The organism is Pseudomonas sp. GZJR-8 (assembly GCF_002916705.1).
GTDB classification, from domain to species: Bacteria; Pseudomonadota; Gammaproteobacteria; order Pseudomonadales; family Pseudomonadaceae; genus Aquipseudomonas; species Aquipseudomonas synxantha_A.
In genome coordinates this window covers 128,610-146,110 of record NZ_JXSI01000006.1, presented here as the reverse complement: position 1 = coordinate 146,110, position 17,501 = coordinate 128,610, and the positions used below count along the sequence as shown (strand labels likewise).

The 17,501-nt window shown below is 61.6% G+C and carries 13 protein-coding genes; 5 read left to right on the top strand and 8 right to left on the bottom strand.

Translation table 11 applies throughout. The features are described from left to right. Positions 1–101 precede the first annotated feature (101 nt). From TK42_RS13995 to TK42_RS13965, 7 genes are all read right to left on the bottom strand, one after another. Complete coding sequence (locus TK42_RS13995; protein ID WP_103734478.1) at positions 102–1,631, bottom strand: DHA2 family efflux MFS transporter permease subunit; 1,530 nt, start codon at positions 1,629–1,631, stop codon at positions 102–104. Further along, positions 1,631–2,830, bottom strand: coding sequence for an efflux RND transporter periplasmic adaptor subunit (locus TK42_RS13990; RefSeq protein ID WP_103734477.1), 1,200 nt, complete (start codon positions 2,828–2,830; stop codon positions 1,631–1,633). Before TK42_RS13990 ends, TK42_RS13995 begins: the two co-directional genes overlap by 1 nt. A 15-nt stretch (positions 2,831–2,845) precedes the next feature. Continuing rightward, the gene (locus TK42_RS13985) at positions 2,846–4,297 is read right to left on the bottom strand and encodes an efflux transporter outer membrane subunit (RefSeq protein WP_032880578.1); all 1,452 of its coding nucleotides are present in this window, start codon (positions 4,295–4,297) and stop codon (positions 2,846–2,848) included. After that, the gene (locus tag TK42_RS13980) at positions 4,294–4,767 is read right to left on the bottom strand and encodes a MarR family winged helix-turn-helix transcriptional regulator (RefSeq protein WP_005789189.1); all 474 of its coding nucleotides are present in this window, start codon (positions 4,765–4,767) and stop codon (positions 4,294–4,296) included. Before TK42_RS13980 ends, TK42_RS13985 begins: the two co-directional genes overlap by 4 nt. 189 nt (positions 4,768–4,956) lie before the next feature. Further along, complete coding sequence (locus TK42_RS13975; RefSeq protein WP_103734476.1) at positions 4,957–8,643, bottom strand: translocation/assembly module TamB domain-containing protein; 3,687 nt, start codon at positions 8,641–8,643, stop codon at positions 4,957–4,959. Then, positions 8,643–10,370, bottom strand: a complete 1,728-nt coding sequence (locus tag TK42_RS13970; RefSeq protein WP_103734475.1) for an autotransporter assembly complex family protein — start codon at positions 10,368–10,370, stop codon at positions 8,643–8,645. Before TK42_RS13970 ends, TK42_RS13975 begins: the two co-directional genes overlap by 1 nt. A gap of 64 nt (positions 10,371–10,434) precedes the next feature. Continuing rightward, positions 10,435–11,085 carry an N-acetyltransferase gene (locus tag TK42_RS13965; RefSeq protein ID WP_103734474.1) on the bottom strand — a complete coding sequence of 217 codons (651 nt, stop codon included), beginning with the start codon at positions 11,083–11,085 and terminating at the stop codon, positions 10,435–10,437. Between the two features lie 168 nt (positions 11,086–11,253). Between TK42_RS13965 and xthA the strand changes: the two genes are divergently transcribed. Then, positions 11,254–12,066 carry an exodeoxyribonuclease III gene (gene xthA / locus TK42_RS13960; protein ID WP_032880573.1) on the top strand — a complete coding sequence of 271 codons (813 nt, stop codon included), beginning with the start codon at positions 11,254–11,256 and terminating at the stop codon, positions 12,064–12,066. A gap of 153 nt (positions 12,067–12,219) precedes the next feature. After that, positions 12,220–13,551 (top strand): substrate-binding domain-containing protein, encoded by a 1,332-nt coding sequence (locus TK42_RS13955; RefSeq protein WP_103734473.1) that lies wholly within the window; start codon positions 12,220–12,222, stop codon positions 13,549–13,551. Positions 13,552–13,671: 120 nt separating this feature from the next. On the opposite strand, the gene TK42_RS13950 is transcribed toward TK42_RS13955, so the two are convergent. Then, positions 13,672–14,901, bottom strand: a complete 1,230-nt coding sequence (locus TK42_RS13950; RefSeq protein ID WP_103734472.1) for an acyl-CoA dehydrogenase — start codon at positions 14,899–14,901, stop codon at positions 13,672–13,674. Between the two features lie 150 nt (positions 14,902–15,051). Here TK42_RS13950 and TK42_RS13945 point away from each other — a divergent pair, with 150 nt between their 5' ends. The 3 genes from TK42_RS13945 (at position 15,052) to TK42_RS13935 (ending at position 17,411) form a co-directional block, all read left to right on the top strand. Further along, the gene (locus tag TK42_RS13945; protein WP_032880570.1) at positions 15,052–15,987 is read left to right on the top strand and encodes a LysR family transcriptional regulator; all 936 of its coding nucleotides are present in this window, start codon (positions 15,052–15,054) and stop codon (positions 15,985–15,987) included. A gap of 115 nt (positions 15,988–16,102) precedes the next feature. Continuing rightward, entirely contained in the window at positions 16,103–16,495 is a 393-nt protein-coding gene (locus TK42_RS13940) for a MerR family DNA-binding transcriptional regulator (RefSeq protein ID WP_005789203.1), read from the top strand. Between the two features lie 16 nt (positions 16,496–16,511). Continuing rightward, positions 16,512–17,411, top strand: coding sequence for a hydroxymethylglutaryl-CoA lyase (locus tag TK42_RS13935; RefSeq protein WP_005789205.1), 900 nt, complete (start codon positions 16,512–16,514; stop codon positions 17,409–17,411). The last annotated feature ends 90 nt before the right edge of the window (positions 17,412–17,501 follow it).

Sequence of the window (17,501 nt, the reverse complement as noted above, 5' to 3'; positions counted from 1 at the left end):
GCTGGCTTGCCTGCGATAGCATCACCTCGGTGCATCTGATACACCGAGGTGTCGGCATCGCAGGCAAGCCAGCTCCCACAGGGACCGCGCTGACCTTATGATCAGTGCCCCGCAGCCGCCGGCCCTGCCTTTGCGGTAAATGGCGGCTTGGCCAGCCACACCAGCAACATCAACCCCATGAACATCCACCCCAGCAACGTGAAGTAATCCACGGTGGACATCATGTACGCCTGGCTGGTGAGAATCTGGTCGAGCTGCGTGTACGCCTTCTGCCCTGCCCCGCCCAGCGCCTGCAAGGCATCACGGGTGGCCGAGTCGTAGTTGGTCATGTTCTCGCTCATGTAGGCATGGTGCTGGTCCGCCCGGCGAATCCAGATCCAGGTGGTCAGCGAGGCCGCGAAGCTGCCGCCCAAGGTGCGCAGGAAGGTCGCGAGCCCGGCGCCGTCGGCGATCTGGTGCGGTGGCAGGTCGGACATCAGGATGCTCAAGGTCGGCATGAAGAACAGCGCCACGCCGATACCCATGAACAACTGCACCATGGCGATGTGGGTGAAGTCCACTTCGTTGGTGAAACCGGCGCGCATAAAGCAGCTCAAGCCAATCGCCAAGAACGCCAGTCCAGCCAGCAAGCGCAGGTCGAACTTGTGCGCGTACTTGCCCACGAATGGCGACATCAGCACCGGCAAAATGCCGATGGGCGCCACCGCCAGCCCGGCCCAGGTGGCGGTGTAGCCCATCTGGGTTTGCAGCCACTGCGGCAGGATCAGGTTGATGCCGAAAAAGCCCGCATACCCCAGGATCAACACGATGGTGCCGATACGGAAATTACGGTGTGCGAACAGCCGCAGGTTGACCACCGGGTGCTTGTCGGTCATTTCCCAGATGACGAACACCGCCAGGGCGATCACCGAAATGGCCGCACCAATGATGATGAAATTGGATTCGAACCAGTCCAGGTCATTGCCCTTGTCGAGGATGATCTGCAAGGCGCCGACCCCGACGATCAGGCTCAACAAACCAACGTAATCCATCGGCTGGTAGCTGGTGACCACCGGACGCTTCTTCAACTGCGAGCGCACCACCATCACCGCGAAGATACCGATGGGCACGTTGATGAAAAAGATCCACGGCCAGCTGTAGCTGTCAGTGATCCAGCCGCCAAGGATAGGGCCTGCAATCGGTGCCACCACCGTGACCATCGCCAATAACGCCAGGGCCATGCCGCGCCTGGCCGGGGGATAAACCGCAATCAGCAGCGTCTGAGTCATCGGGTACAACGGCCCGGCGACCAAACCTTGCAGCACCCGAAAGCCGATCAACTCGGGCATCGAGGTGGAAATCCCGCACAGGAACGAGGCCAGCACAAACAGGATGGTCGCCCACAGAAACAGCTTCACCTCGCCAAAGCGCCGGCTCAACCAGCCGGTGAGCGGCAACGCGATGGCGTTACTCACCGCAAACGAGGTGATCACCCAGGTGCCCTGCTCCGAACTCACGCCCAGGTTGCCGGAAATGGTCGGCAACGCCACGTTGGCGATGGTGGTGTCGAGCACCTGCATAAAGGTCGCCAGCGACAGGCCAATAGTGGCCATCAACAGGCTGGGTGGCGTGAACGAGGCGTTATTGCTCATCAGCGTTGCGCAGCCTTGGGAGCGGCGACGCTGTTGTCATGAATCAACTGATTGATCATGGCATCCGCTTCGGCCAATTGACGGTCATACACGCTGGTGGTGAACGAGGCCTTTTGCGGCGCCTGTTGCGCCAGCACCGGGCCGCTCTGGTCGTGCAGGTCTACGTTGACCACGGTACTCAAACCCACCCGCAGCGGGTGCTTGGCCAACTCTTCAGCGTTGATATGGATGCGCACCGGTACCCGCTGCACGATCTTGATCCAGTTGCCGGTGGCGTTCTGTGCGGGCAGCAAGGCGAACGCGCTGCCGGTGCCGGCGCCGAGGCTGTCGACGGTGCCGCTGTACTTCACGTCGCTGCCGTAGATGTCCGACTCGATATCCACCGGCTGGCCGATGCGCATATTCCGCAGTTGGGTTTCCTTGAAGTTGGCGTCAATCCACAGCTGGTCCAGCGGAATCACGGCCATCAGCGCGGTGCCCGGTTGAACACGCTGGCCCAGTTGTACGGTGCGCTTGGCTACATAGCCGGTGACCGGCGCAATCAGGGTGCTGCGCGCATTGGTCAGGTAGGCCTGACGCAGTTGTGCAGCGGCGGCTTGCACGTCGGGGTGGGACGAAATCACCGTGTCATCCACCAGGGCATTGGTGGTTTTGAGTTGTTGCTCAAGGTTGGTCAAGGCGTTCTTGGCCGCGGTCAGGCTGTCGCGGGCGTGGGACAGTTCTTCCTGGGAGATCGCTCCGCCCTGGGCCAGGGTCTTACGGCGGTTGTAGTTGTCCTGGGCCGTTTGCACATCGGCCTTCTGCGCATTGACCTGGGCTTTCATGCCGTCGACATTGCTGTACAAGCCGCGCACCTGGCGCACAGTGCGGGCCAGGTTGGCCTGGGCACTTTGCAGGCCGACGGCAGCATCGTTGGGGTCGAAATTGATCAGCACCTGGCCTTCATGCACCAGGTCGCCATCGTCGGCGCCGATGCTGACCACGGTGCCGGTGACCAGTGGGGTGATTTCCACCACGTTGCCGTTCACGTAGGCATCATCGGTGCTCTCGTTGAAGCGCCCGTAGAACTCATACCAGGCCCACACGCCTACCACACCGAGGATGACGATCAGCGCCAGGCCGATGAGCATGACTTTGCGTTTGCGTGGGTTGTTGTCTTTGGGTTGTTCAGTTGCGTTGTTACTGTCGGCAGTGGCCATGACAAATACCTCAAATTATTCCGTGCGTGTGGCGGGGGTGGTCGCGGCCACGTTGCTGGCGTTGTATCCGCCACCCAGGGCCTGCATCAGTTGAATCGACAGATCGATCTGCGCCGCCTTCAGGGTCGCCAGCTGACGCTGGGCCTGCAGCAGTTGCTGCTCGATGCTGAGCACATCCAGGTAGTTACCGATGCCTGAGCTGTAGCGTTGCACCCCGGTGTCGTAGGACTGCTGGGCGATGTCAGCGGCATGTTGCTGGGCCTGGATCTGGCGGCCGGTGTCGCGCAGCTGCGAAAGGCTGTTGCCGATATCACCCAGGGCTTGCACCAGGGTTTTGTTGTACTGGGCCACGGCCAGGTCGTAGTCGGCGTCGCGGGCGTCAAGGTCGGCGCGCAGGCGGCCGCCATCAAAAATCGGCAGCGAAATCGTCGGCGCAATATTGAAGAAACGGCTGGCCGAACCGAACATCGCATCGCCCAGCAACGACTCGGCGCCTGCGCTCGCGCTCAGGTTGAGGTTGGGGTAGAAGCGGGTTTTGCTGGCGTCGATGTTCTTGCTCGCCGCCTCCACTCGCCAGCGTGCGGCGACCAGGTCCGGGCGACGACCGAGCAGCTCGGCAGGCAACACCGCGGGCACCGCGACGGCGCTGGGTTTGAGCACCGCCGGGCGGGCCAACTCGCCACCCCGGTCCGGGCCTTTGCCGAGCAATACGGCGAGGGCGATCTTGGCGCTTTGCAGTTGTTTTTCCGCGTCGATCAGTTGCGACTGGGAGCTAGCTTCCAGGCTCTCGGTCTGCTGGTATTGGTATTCACTGTCGATGCCGGAACTCAGGCGGCGCTTGCTCAGGTCGAGCATCTGGCGGGTGCGCTTGAGGTCATCGACAGCCAGGTCACGCACGATATGCGCCTGGCCCAGGTCGCTGTAGGCTTTGGCCACGTTGGCCGCCAGGGTCAGGCGCGCGGCCTGCTGGTCGACTTCGGCGGCGCGGGCCTGGCCCAACGCGGCTTCCCAGGCTGCGCGCTGGCCGCCCCAGAGGTCGAAGTTGTAGTTGAAGCTGGCGCCGATGTTGCGCACCGTCGAATAGGCATCGCCCTGACCACGCGGGTCCTGGTCTTTGGCCAAGCGCGAGCGGCTTACACCGGCGCTGGCATCCACGGTCGGCATACGGGCGGCGTTGGCGGCATAGGCGGCGGCTTCGGCCTGGTGGGCACGGGCGTCGGCGACTTGCATGTCGGGGCTGCTTTGCAGGGCCTCCTGGATCAGGCCGTCAAGCTGTGGGTCGCCGAGGCTTTTCCACCAGTCGGCGGCCGGCCAGGCAGCGCTCGACAGCGTCACGCCGCTGAGGGATTTGCCGGTTTGCAGGGTGTTGGCGTCGAGGCGCTGACCCTGGGTGTCGAGGCCGCTGTAATTGGCGCAACCGGCCAACGTCATCGCCGCCAGCACCAGGCTGAGTGCGCGTGTGTTCATGATCTACCTACCCGCTGGATCGTGATGGGGTCACCCGCAGCGATCAGTATCTTCTTCAGGATCCGCTCCAGGGTCTCCAACTCGCCCGGTTCAAGCGCGCCGGCCAGTTGGTTGAGGGCCTGGGCGCCGATGTGCGGGAGCATGTCCGCCAGGCGCTGGCCCTCGGCAGTCAGCACCAACTGCACCTGGCGTCGGTCCAGCTCGGAGCGCTTGCGGCTGAGCAGGTCTTTTTGCTCCAGCCGGTCGAGCATCCGCGTCATCGAACCGCTGTCCAGGGACAGGTTGCGGCACAGCTCTGCCGGGGTGTCGACGCCGAACTGGGCCATGATGATCAACACCTTGAACTGCGCGGCGGTGATGCCGTGGGGTTCCATGTGGGTGTCGATGATGCGGTCCTTGAGAATCGCGGCGCGGCCCAGCAACAGGCCGAGGTGGCAGTTGTGGAAGTTATCGGGGGTGAAGTGAGGCATCGAAAGTCACCTTATTACTGCCTAGGCAGTGAATGTGTGACGAGATGTTACTGCTTAGGCAGCGAATGTCAAATGGAATAATTAGGTTGCTTGGTAGTTGACCGAAGGCTGGAGTGAAATGAAAACCAATGTGGGAGGAGCAAGTCGAATCGTCGCACCGCCCCTCCCACATTTTTTACCGCGTACCGATCAGAAATCGCGTTTGTAAAAGATATCCAGGGAACTGGCTACGCCCGTAGCGACTTCCAGGTACACCTTCTTGCTCAGCAGGTAGCGCAACGCAATGGTGTTAGCCGGTTCAAACACCCCGACCCCATAACGCAGGCTGAGCTTCTCGTTGATCTTGCCGCTGGCCACCACCGCGGTGCTGTTACCGGTGCCCTGGGTGTCGAGGTCGAAATCCTGGATACCCAGCTTATTGGCGATATCCGAGGTCACACCGGCGCTGCCCATCAAGCCCAGGCCCAGGGCGGCTTCGGCGAGCATGTTGTTGTCTTCGCCAGTGTTGGTGCGCGAACGGCCCAACACCAGGTACGACAGCGCATCCTCTTGAGCCATGGCCGGCTCGGAGAAAATCTGCGTGGCCGGCTGTTCGGCGCTGCCGCTCAGGCGAATACCGGCAGTCACGGTGCGGGACGATTCGACCACTACGCGCACCGCTTCGATATCCAGGAACGGCTGGTCCAGCGGCCCGGCAAACAACAGCCGCGCGCGGCGCACGTTGAGGCGCTGGCCGTAGGCACGGTAACGGCCGTCGTTGAGCCACAGCTCGCCACGGGTGTCCATGTTGTCGCCAATATGCACATGGCCCTGGACCTTGGCGGTGAGACCAAAACCGGCGAAGTTGAGCTGGTCTTCACCCACCTCCACGTCGATATCCATGGCCATGGCCATTGGCGCTTTGCCCTCTTCGGTCTGGCTGCCGATGATTACCGTGTCGTCAGAGACCTTGACCGTCGAAGGCGGCAGCTCGCGCACGGTGATATCGCCACGGGGGATATGCACTTTGCCGGCAATCGCCAGTTTGTCGTCCTTGAGGCTGATCTTCAGGTCGGGTGCCACTTCCAGCTTGGCATAGGGTTCTACGGTGACCGGCAGTTGCGAGCCCTTCAGGCTGAGGTCGACGACCAGGGCGCGGCCCCAGTCGATCTGGCCCGTGAGGTTACCCTGCCCGGCCTTGCCGCTACGCCAGCCACCGTTGAGCTGCACGCTTTCGCCGGCGATCTGCGCCTGCAGGTTCAAGCCCTCAAGGCTGATGGGCAACTCGGGCCCGGAGACTTCACCGTCCACCAGGTTCAGGTTGCCGTTGACCAGCGGCGCGAGCAAACCGCCCGAGATGCGGCCACTGCCGTTGAGCTTGCCGGTGAGCTTTTCCACCATCGGCACAAACGGCCGCGCCACGGCGAGGTCCAGGCCGGTGAGGCTGAAATTGCCGGTGATCGGCTTATTGTTCGGCAGCGGATTTATCTGCGCCTGCAACAACAACTCGCCAAGCTTGCCGCCACGAAAATTCAGCTGGGTGTCGATACGCTTGGGGTTGAGGGTGGTTTCCAGCTTCAGGGTGTCGTAGGGGAAATCCAGCCACTGGCCCTTGTCACGCACGCGCAAGGTGCCGCCGCTGGCATCTACCGCCACTACGCCCTTGGGTCCGCTTTCGGGCAAATCGAGCTGTACGTCAGCATTGAGCTTGCCCTGCCAGGCGAAGTCTTTGGGCAAAAATGCCGCAAGGCTGTCGATGGGGAATTGCTTGAGGTGGTAACGCAGCTTCGGTTCGGGCATCAGGCGCTGGTCTTCGCCACACAGGCTGGCGGGCCCGGAGACCCAGCAGTGCGCACCGAAGGTCAGCTTGCCATCGGCCAGGCGCTCGATTTTCGCCGGGGCTTGCAGCCGCCAGTCCTGGCCGCCGGCTTGTACGTCACCGCTGACCAGGCGCCCGCGCCAGTTGTTTTTATCGAAGTTGCCATCCAATGCCAGGGCCAGCTTGACCAGGGGGCCGGCCAGGTCCAGTTGGACCTTTTGGTTCTTGATATCGCCCTGGGCGCTGGCGGTCAGGTTGCCGACCTGGGTTTCGCCGGCGTAGATGCCGCTGGCCTTGAGGTCGAGCTTGGCGCGTTGGGCGCTATCGAGGCTGGCGTCGAGGTTGAGGGCTTGCAGGCGATTGTCGGCAAATGCGAGTTGCTGGCCCTTGAGGTCGAGTTTGCCTTGCGGCGCCTTCAAGGTGCCGGCCACATCGACACGCCCATTGATTTGCCCGCGCAGTTGCGGCCAGAGCTGGGCCAGGCGCGTCAGCTTGATGTCGATCTGCCCGGCCAGGCGTTGTTGCAGGCTGCCACTGCCGTTGATGCGGTTGTCACCCAGGCGGATGTCCAGGTTGGCGAGGGTCCATTGTTCGCCTGCACCTTCGGCCTTGGCCGCCAGCACAGCGGTTTGCCCGCGCAGGCGGCCCTTGAGGTCGAGGTCGGCGTTGAGCTTGAGTTGTTCATTTTTGAACTCGCCTTTGCTGCGCAGCGGTCCGGCCAGGGTGCCGGGTAACTCGGCCACCCAGTACGCCGGGTTCAACGCCGACAGGTCCAGCGCGGTGTCCCAGGCAATACCGTCGGCAAATTGCAGGTTCAGGTGGCCTTCGGCCTTACCCTGACCGGCCGTCAGTTTCAACTCGGGCAGGAAGACTTGCTTGAGGTCGCCACTGAAGGGGGTGACCACATTGAACTTACCCGCCGGGCCGTCGAGGTCGGCCTTGAGGTTGCCCAGGTAATTGCCGTCCTTATAGGAGATTTCACCATTGAAGGTACGCAATGCCACTTGCGGCTCGTCGATGACGGGATAGAGGCGATGCCAGGGGAAGTCCAGCCAGTCGATTTTGGCGTCAGCACTGAAGCCTTGTTGCCAATCCAGGTTGGCACTGAGCTTGAGGCTTTGCTGGTCACCGGCATTCAGGTCCAGCCCGGCGATCTGCGCGCCCTTGGCGTCGACCTTGCCTTGCAGGAGTAAATCCACCGGGCCTTGTTCCGCTGGCAGCACGGCCTTGCCCTGCAACTGGTAGCCATCTTTCAGGTCGCCCTTGGCGCTCAAGTCCAACTGGTTGAGTTGCAAGGTGTCAGGCAGGTCGGCGCTGGGTTTGAACGCCTCGGAGGTGATGTGCAACTGCGCCGGCAGGTTTTCGGCCAGGGGTTGCAGCTCGCCTTTGAGCTTGGCCGGCAGGTAGCCGCTGCTGTCGGCGTCGAGCTTGAGGGTCTTGAGCAGGTCGCCGTCGAGCTTGAGCGCGACGCTCCAGGGTGCACCGCCTGGGGCGTAGGGCAGGCTCAGGTTGCCGGTGGCATTCAGCGGCCAATCGCCGGTAGGTTGCAGCAGGCCGGCAAGGTCGAGCACCAGGTCATCGCGCTGCAAATGTACCGAGTCAATCTGCATACCCGCGGTGGTCCAGTGCGCCGCCAGTTGCAGGCCCTTGAGTTCTTCGCTGCCGTTGAACAGCAGGCTACCGATGCGAACGTCGCCCAGTTGGATGGCAACCGGCAGTTTCAGGTCGGGGAGTTGAATCGGCCCGCTGCTGCTCTCTTCGGCACTGGGGGCAAATTCCAGGCTGACCTGTTCCACGTCCAGTCGGTTGATACACAGGGTCATGCGCAACAGACAGCCGGGCGACCAGTCAAACGTCGGCGCATTCAGCTCGACGCGGCTGCCGTCCTGCTGCCACAGTAGATGATCGGCACTCCACCGCCCGCCCAGGCGGCCCTGGAAATTCTCCACGCTCAAACCTGGCACCTGGCCCAAGGCCCAGCGACTGCCCGCCTGGGTGCCAAGCACTGACCACAGCGCCAACAACAGCAACACGAGGATGGCGACCAGCACCAGCCCCGCTATTTTCAAACCACGCATCACAGCTCAGGCCCCATTGAAAAGTGCAAGCGAACGCCGCCCGGATCTTCGAGGGCATGGGCCAGGTCGAGGCGGATCGGCCCCACCGGCGACACCCAGCGCACGCCGACGCCGACGCCGGTTTTCAGGCTCGGCAGGTCCAGGTTGTTGAACGAGTTACCCTGGTCGATGAAGGTCGCGATCCGCCATTTATCGGTGATGGAGTATTGATACTCGGCACTCAAGGCCACCATGTAGCGACCACCGATACGGTCGCCACGATCGTTCTCCGGCGACAGGGTCTGGTACTCGTAGCCGCGCACGCTCTGGTCGCCACCGGCAAAGAAGCGCAACGACGGCGGCACGGATTTGTAGCCGTTGGTGGCACTGCCGCCAAATTGTGCGCGCCCCAGAAAACGGTGGTTGTCCCACAAGGTGGTCAGGCCCTTGATCGTGGCCGTGCCGTAAAGCAGGTTGGTGTCAGACCCCAGGCCCTCTTTGGCGACCTTGGTATCGAACATCAGGCGATAGCCATGGTGCGGGTCGATACGGTTGTCGCTGCGCAGGTAGGAATAACTCACCCCCGGCATCAACAGGTTACTCAGCCCCGAGTCATTGCCCAGGCGGTATTCCTCACGCTGGTACTTGAGGGAAATCACCCGCGTCCAGCCGCTGGGCAACTTGCTGTGCCATTCGGGGCCAATGGTGAGCAGCTTGCTCAAGGTGTCGGTGTTGGCGATCTCTTCATTCTGATAGCCGCCGGCAAAACGCAATTTGTCGGTGAGCGGCGGGTCCAGCGGGATGTCATACCACAGGCCGACGTTCTGCCGCGGTGCCGACAATTCGGCTTCCCAACCGTAGCTGTGGCCCTGGGGGTTGACCCAATGCCGCGTCCAGTTGGCTTTGCCCCGTGGGCCGACGTCGGTGGAGTAACCCAGGCCGAGGCCCATGGTGCGGGGCTTGCGGGTTTCCAATTGTACAGCGACCGGGATCACGTCATCAGTCGCGGCGGTGGGGCTGGCGTCCACGCGCACGCCTTCGAAGAAGCCGCTGGCTTGCAGGTTCTGGTTGAGTTCGGCGACCAGCTCGGAGTCGTACGGCGTGCCACTGTCAAAGGGCACCATGCGTTGCAACAGTTCTTCATCAAACGGCGTGTCGCCGCTGAAGCTGACCTTGCCCATGCTGTAGCGCGGGCCGCTGTCGTAAATGAGTTCGATGTCGGCCACGCCCGCTTGAGGATCAACCGCGAGCTTCTGGCTAGTGAAGCGCCCGCTGAAAAAGCCGTAGCGTGACGCCTGGTTCTGGATCAGGCGCTTGGCGTCTTCGTAATGACCGTGATTGAGCACGGCACCGGGCTTGAGGTCGTCGCTGGCGGGTACGCGAAAGGCCTTGAGGCTCGCGGCCTGGCCATCGACCCGAATGGTCACGTCGCGCAAATGCACCGGTTCGCCGGGGTCGATGGTGAGGGTCAGGCGCGGATTCTTGCCGCCCTTCACCTCGCTGGCGATCTGTGGCTGATAGAAGCCCAGTGCCTGCGCGGCTTTGCGCGCCTGCTCCTCGGCGCCACGGCTGAACCGCAGCAAGGCTTCTTCGTCACGATCGCCGACCCCGCCGATATAGCCTTCGATGTTGGCTTTCAGCGCGTCGTTTGAGGGTTTGATCCGCACGTCCAGTTCACTTTGCGCCAATGCGCCGCAGCTTGTGAACAGCAGAATCAAGCCGCTGGTAAATCTTCCTGGATACTTCATAGGCGCGGATGCTACACGAGCTAGGGAGGGACTTTGAACTCGGATTTGTCTGAATAATTCTGTCCTAAGACGTTGCAGGATGTAACGCCTGGGGATTGGGATGGAAAAACACATGCTCCAGCACCGGCCCTACGGCGACTTCACCGATCTCCTCATAGCCTTGGCGCTTGTAGAAATCCAGGTAACGGGAGTTGCCGGTGTCGAGCACCACGCCTGAAGAGTGCGGATCGTCGGCGCACCAGTTGTGCACGGCTTCAAGCAGCTGCTCACCATGACGCTGGCCCTGGAACTGCGGGTGAATGCCCAGCAACGGCAGCACATGCACGGCCTCGCTGGGCAGGCACGCCAGGACTGCCTGATGGTATTCCAGGTAACGCCGGGTACCGCGCACGCCGGTACTCAGCCACATGCGGATCTGCCAGGCCCAGCTCTCGGTGATGCCCAGGCGTCGTTGCGGCGGCGCAATCAGGGCGATACCGATCAGCCGGTCGTTGACGAACAGGCCGATGGCGGGAAGCTTCTGAAAAAAGTGCTGTTTGACCAATTCGCGCACGGTGGCGCGCACCCGTTGTTCATAACCCGGCCGTTCGGCTTCGAAGATATAGGCGAAGGTCGGTTCATGGCGATACGCCTGGTAAAGCAGGGATCGCGCTTCACGGGAATAACCGCTATTGAGCAGGCGGATTTCGGCAGTGGCCGTCGAAGTGTCTGGCATAACAGTCAATCTCCCTGGGCGCCACTCAAACATGGCGTTCTTATGGGTACGAACCTGTGCAGCTCCAGTCGTTCCCAGACATTAGCAGCGCATTCACCCTGCCGCCACGCTGGCCCCCGTCCGACTTGTCGGCTAGCATCGCCCTTTTGCCAGACTGGACTGCCGACCATGAAAATCGTCTCCTTCAATATCAACGGGCTGCGTGCTCGCCCTCATCAGCTGGCGGCGCTGATTGAAAAGCATCAACCTGACGTGATCGGCCTGCAGGAAACCAAGGTTCACGATGATCAGTTCCCGCTGGCCGAAGTGCAGGCTTTGGGTTATCACGTGTACTACCACGGGCAGAAAGGCCATTACGGCGTGGCCCTGCTCTCGCGCCAGCCGGCCTTGAGCCTGCACAAAGGTTTTGCCAGCGATGAAGAAGACGCCCAGCGTCGTTTTATCTGGGGCACCTTCGCCGATGAAAACGGCCACCCGGTGACCATCATGAACGGCTACTTCCCCCAGGGCGAAAGCCGCGACCACCCCACCAAGTTCCCGGCCAAGCAGCGCTTCTATGAAGACTTGCAGCACCTGCTGGAAAGCCAGTTCAGCAATGACCAGGCGCTGGTGGTGATGGGCGACGTGAACATTTCCCCGCAAGACTGCGACATCGGTATCGGCGCCGATAACGCCAAGCGCTGGCTGAAAACCGGCAAGTGCAGCTTCCTGCCGGAGGAGCGCGAGTGGATGGAGCGCCTGAAGAACTGGGGCCTGGTGGACAGCTTCCGCCACCTCAACCCGGACGTGACCGACCGTTTCAGCTGGTTCGACTATCGCAGCCGTGGGTTTGAGGATGAGCCCAAGCGCGGGCTGCGCATTGACGTGATCATGGCGTCCACCGGGCTGGTGCCACGGGTCAAGGATGCCGGGGTGGATTACGATTTGCGTGGCTTGGAGAAGCCGTCGGACCATGCACCGATCTGGTTGGAACTGAGCTGATAGCAAGCCTGGTGAAGATCTAAATGTGGGAGGGGCGGTGCGACGATTCGACTTGCCCCCTCCCACATTTAGCCTTGCGATGCATCAGTCACATTGCTGCAACCCAACTGACTTAATCTCGCGGCACTTCCTTTGGCTTGAGAAGGTGCCGGCATGATGCTGCGCGTTCTGTTCCTGTGTATTGCGATCGCCCTCCCCGCCGTGGCAGCCCCTCTTCCCGTCCCCGGCCAAGGTCCCGCCCTGCGCATCCAGGGCTCCAACACCATTGGCGCGGCACTCGGCCCGGCGTTGGTCATGGGTTTGATGGAGCATCAAGGCTTACGGGATGTGCGCAGCGAACCGGGCGCCGGGGCAAATGAACAGAGCGTGGTCGGCACGACGCACCAAGGCAAGACGGTGACCATCGAAGTCGCGGCCCACGGTTCCAGCACCGGCTTTGCCGCGCTGAAAAATACCCGCGCGGACCTCGCCGCCGCGTCCCGCGCGATCAAGGACGGCGAACTGGTGGACCTTGAACCTCTGGGCGACCTGAAAAGCCCCGATGCCGAACAGGTCATCGCCATTGATGGCCTGGCGATCATTGTTAACCCACGCAACCCACTCAATACTCTTGACACCGAGCAGTTGGCCCAGATCTTCAACGGCGAAGTCAGCACCTGGGAGGCGTTGGGCGGGAGTGGCGGTGCCATTCATTTATATGCCCGTGATGATCAGTCCGGCACCTACGACACCTTCAGGGAACTGGTGTTGAGCCGACGTCAGCAGCCGCTCGCGCCGTCAGCCAAGCGTTTCGAATCCAGCGAACAGCTGTCCGATGCCGTCAGCCAGGATCCCCAAGGTATCGGCTTTATCGGCCTGCCCTATGTGCGTCAGGCTAAAGCAGTGGCGATTGCCGATGGTGACTCGCAACCGATGTTGCCGCTGACCAGCCTCATCGCCACCGAAGATTACCCGCTGTCGCGACGGCTGTTCTTTTATCTGCCGCCCTCCTCCCGCAATCCGTGGGCCAAGGCGTTGGTGGACTTTACCCAATCCAGTAAAGGCCAGGCGATTGTGGCGGCCAATGGGTTTATCGCCCAGCAGGTGCAGGCGATCGGCGTGACACCTCGCCCGTCAATGCCTGACGACTACCAGGCCATCGCCCGCGACGCTCAGCGCCTGACGGTAAATTTTCGCTTCGAAGAGGGTAGCGCCAGCCTCGACAACAAGGCACGCCAGGATTTGCAGCGGGTGGTGGCCTATATCAAAAGCCACGGCAAGCTGAACAAGCAGGTCACGCTGGTGGGCTTTGGCGATACCAAGAACGATCCGCAACGTGCGGCGTTGCTGTCGAAGTTACGGGCGATGGCGGTGCGCCGCGAGCTGGCAAAGAGCGGCGTGGTGCTCAAGGATATTCGCGGGTTTGGCGCGCAAATGCCGGTGGCGGCGAATACCGCGGACGAAGGTAGGATCAAGAATCGGCGGGTGGAGGTTTGGGTGTACTGAGCCTTGGAGTTTGAGGTGCTTGGACTGGCCTCATCGGGGGCAAGCCCCCTCCCACACTTGGATTTGTGAATACCGTCAAAATGTGGGAGGGGGCTTGCTCCCGATAGAGGTGACGCGGTGTTACTGCCCGCCGCGCATCAACTCGCGCGGCACATACTTGCCAATCTCGAACTTGCCGATCGCCGCGCGGTGCACTTCGTCCGGGCCATCCGCCAGGCGCAGGGTACGTTGCATGGCGTACATATAGGCCAGCGGGAAATCATTGGAAACCCCGGCGCCGCCATGGATCTGGATCGCACGGTCGATCACCTTCAAGGCCACATTCGGCGCCACCACCTTGATCTGGGCGATTTCGCTTTTCGCCACTTTATTGCCCACGGTGTCCATCATGTACGCCGCTTTCAGGGTCAGCAGGCGCGCCATGTCGATTTCCATGCGTGAGTCGGCAATCTTGTCGATATTGCCACCCAGGCGGGCCAGCGGCTTGCCGAACGCGGTGCGGCTCACCGAGCGTTTGCACATCAATTCCAGGGCACGCTCAGCCATGCCGATGGAGCGCATGCAGTGGTGGATACGGCCCGGGCCAAGGCGGCCCTGGGCGATTTCGAAGCCACGACCTTCCCCCAGCAAGACGTTCTCATACGGCACGCGCACGTTGTCGAACAGCACCTCGGCGTGGCCATGGGGGGCATCGTCGTAGCCGAACACCGGCAACGGGCGCACGATTTTCACGCCGGGGGTGTCTACCGGCACCAGAATCATCGAGTGCTGCTGATGGCGCGGCGCATCCGGGTTGCTCAAGCCCATGAAGATCAGGATTTTGCAACGCGGGTCACAGGCGCCGGAGGTCCACCATTTCTTGCCGTTGATCACCCACTCATCGCCCTGGCGTTCGGCGCGGGCGGCCATGTTGGTGGCATCCGAAGAAGCGACATCGGGCTCGGTCATGGCGAAGGCGGAGCGAATCTCTCCCCGCAACAGTGGTTCAAGCCAGCGTTGTTTCTGCTCTTCGTTGGCGTAGCGCACCAGCACTTCCATATTGCCGGTGTCGGGAGCGGAGCAGTTGAACGGCTCCGGGCCCAATAACGAGCGCCCCATGATTTCCGCGAGCGGCGCGTACTCAAGGTTAGTCAAGCCAGCGCCCAGCTCGGATTCCGGCAGGAACAGGTTCCACAAGCCCTCGGCTTTAGCCTTGGCCTTGAGCTCTTCCATGATGGCCGTGGGCTGCCAGCGATCACCTTCGCTGACTTGGCGCTCAAACACCGGCTCGGCCGGATAGACGTATGCGTCCATGAACGCAGTGACGCGCTCACGCAGTTCCTGAACCTTGGGCGAATAGGCGAAATCCATGAGCAGCTCCCTTCTTTGAGAGGTTGTTTAGGTCATGTATTCGATGCTAGAACAGCGCTGATAATTTACCTAGCCTATTCTCGGTGTGTATTAACATTCATCACCGATATATGATCGGCGCATGGACACTCACAATAAGAGCGCAACGAAATGAATTTGAGCAAGGTCGACCTCAACCTCTTCATCGTCTTTGATGCGATCTATACCGAAGCCAACCTGACCCGCGCCGGGCAGATCGTCGGCATCACCCAGCCGGCAGTGTCCAACGCCCTGGCACGTCTGCGCGAAACCTTCAACGACCCGCTGTTTGTGCGCACCGCCCAAGGCATGGTGCCCACACCGATGGCGCAGAACATCATCGGCCCGGTGCGCAATGCGCTGTCGTTGCTGCGCGTGTCGGTGCAGGAAAGCCGGATTTTCAATCCCCAGCAGGCCGCCAAGACCTACCGCATCAGCATGACCGACCTCACTGAAGCGGTGATTCTGCCGTTATTGTTCCAGCGCCTGCGCCGCCTGGCGCCGACCGTGGTGATCGAGAGTTTCCTGTCCAAGCGCCGTGAGACCACCAAGGAACTGGCCGCCGGGCGCCTGGATTTTGCCGTGGATGCGCCGCTCAACACCGACCCGCAGGTGCGCCATGTCAAATTGATGGAAGACCGCTACGTGTGCGCCATGCGCAAGGGTCACCCCATGGCAGGCAAGGACAAATTCAGCCTGGATGACTACCTGTCATTAACCCACATCCATATCTCCAGCCGTCGCAATGGCTTGGGCCATGTGGACCTGGCGCTGGGCAAAATGGGCATCCAGCGCAAGATCGCCCTGCGCTCGCAGCACTACCTGATGGCTTCGCAAGTGTTGCAGCAGACCGACATGGTCATGACCGTGCCCGAACGCTTCGCTCGTCGCCATGAACTGCACTGGTTCAACCTGCCGGTCAACGACGTGCCCCCGGTGGAAACCCACCTGTACTGGCATGAAAGCACCGACCAGGACCCGGCAAACCGCTGGATGCGCGAGCAGATGATCGAGTTGTGCCAGCAAGTCACCGCCCACGAAAAGAAGCTCGACAAACAGCAATCCTAAGGTTCAAGAATACCCATTGTGGTAGGGGGCTTGCCCCCGATGGCACGCGCAGCGCCCCTTGACGTTCACGTCAACCTGCAATTAGCTTAGCGCCAAGCCTTTCTTGAGCACCGCCATGAGCACCACCTACAGCATCTCCGACCTCGCCCGCGAGCTCGACATCACCACCCGCGCCATTCGCTTCTATGAAGAACAAGGCCTGCTGGCCCCGGAACGCCGGGGCCAGGAGCGTATCTACTCGGCGCGGGACAAAGTCAGCCTCAAGCTGATCCTGCGGGGCAAGCGCATCGGCTTTTCCCTGGCCGAATGCCGCGAACTGATCGAACTCTACGACCCCAGCGGCGGCAACCAGATCCAGCTCAACAGCATGTTGGCGAAGATCGCCGAACGCCGCGAACAGTTGGAACAGCAACTGCTGGATATCGAACAAATGAAGCTGGAACTGGACACCGCCGAAGAGCGTTGCACCCAGGCCCTTGCGCACACCATGAGCCAAGCCGGCCATTAACCAGAAGGTAACTGCCATGTCCCTCCCCTCTTACGTGCGCCTGGTGGAAGTCGGCCCACGCGACGGTTTGCAGAACGAAGCCCAGCCCATCAGCGTGGCGGACAAAGTCCAGTTGGTAGACGCGTTGAGCGAAGCCGGCTTGAGCTATATCGAAGTCGGCAGTTTTGTCTCGCCAAAATGGGTGCCGCAGATGGCCGGTTCGGCTGAGGTATTCGCGCAGATCCAGCGCAAGCCCGGCGTGACCTACGGTGCACTGGCGCCGAACCTGCGCGGGTTTGAGGATGCGCTGGCGGCCGGGGTCAAGGAAGTTGCGGTGTTTGCCGCGGCGTCCGAGGCTTTTTCCCAGCGCAATATCAACTGCTCCATCAGCGAAAGCCTGGAGCGATTCGCGCCGATCATGGCCGCGGCCAAACAGCACGGCATCAGCGTGCGCGGGTATGTGTCGTGCGTGTTGGGCTGCCCTTACGAAGGCGATATCGCCCCGGAGCAAGTGGCCGCGGTCGCCCGTGAGCTGTACGCCATGGGCTGCTATGAAGTGTCCCTGGGTGACACCATCGGCACGGGCACCGCGGGCGCAACTCGGCGCCTGTTCGAGGTGGTCGGGGCGCAAGTGCCAAGGGACAAGCTGGCCGGGCATTTCCATGACACCTACGGCCAGGCAATCGCCAATATCTATGCCAGCCTGCTGGAAGGCATAAATGTATTCGACAGCTCTATCGCGGGCCTCGGCGGCTGCCCTTACGCCAAGGGCGCCAGCGGTAACGTGGCCACCGAAGACGTGTTGTACCTGCTCAACGGTTTGGGGATCGAAACGGGGATCGACCTGGAACGCTTGATTGGCGCAGGCCGGCAGATCAGCCACGTCCTTGGTCGACCTAGCGGGTCCCGTGTTGCGAAGGTGCGTAACGCCAGTTGAGTAGCACAGCTGTGACAATGTGTTACCGCACACCTGCACAACGGGTAACGCGGGAACATAATTCGTCATGCCTAGGCAAAACTATTTGCC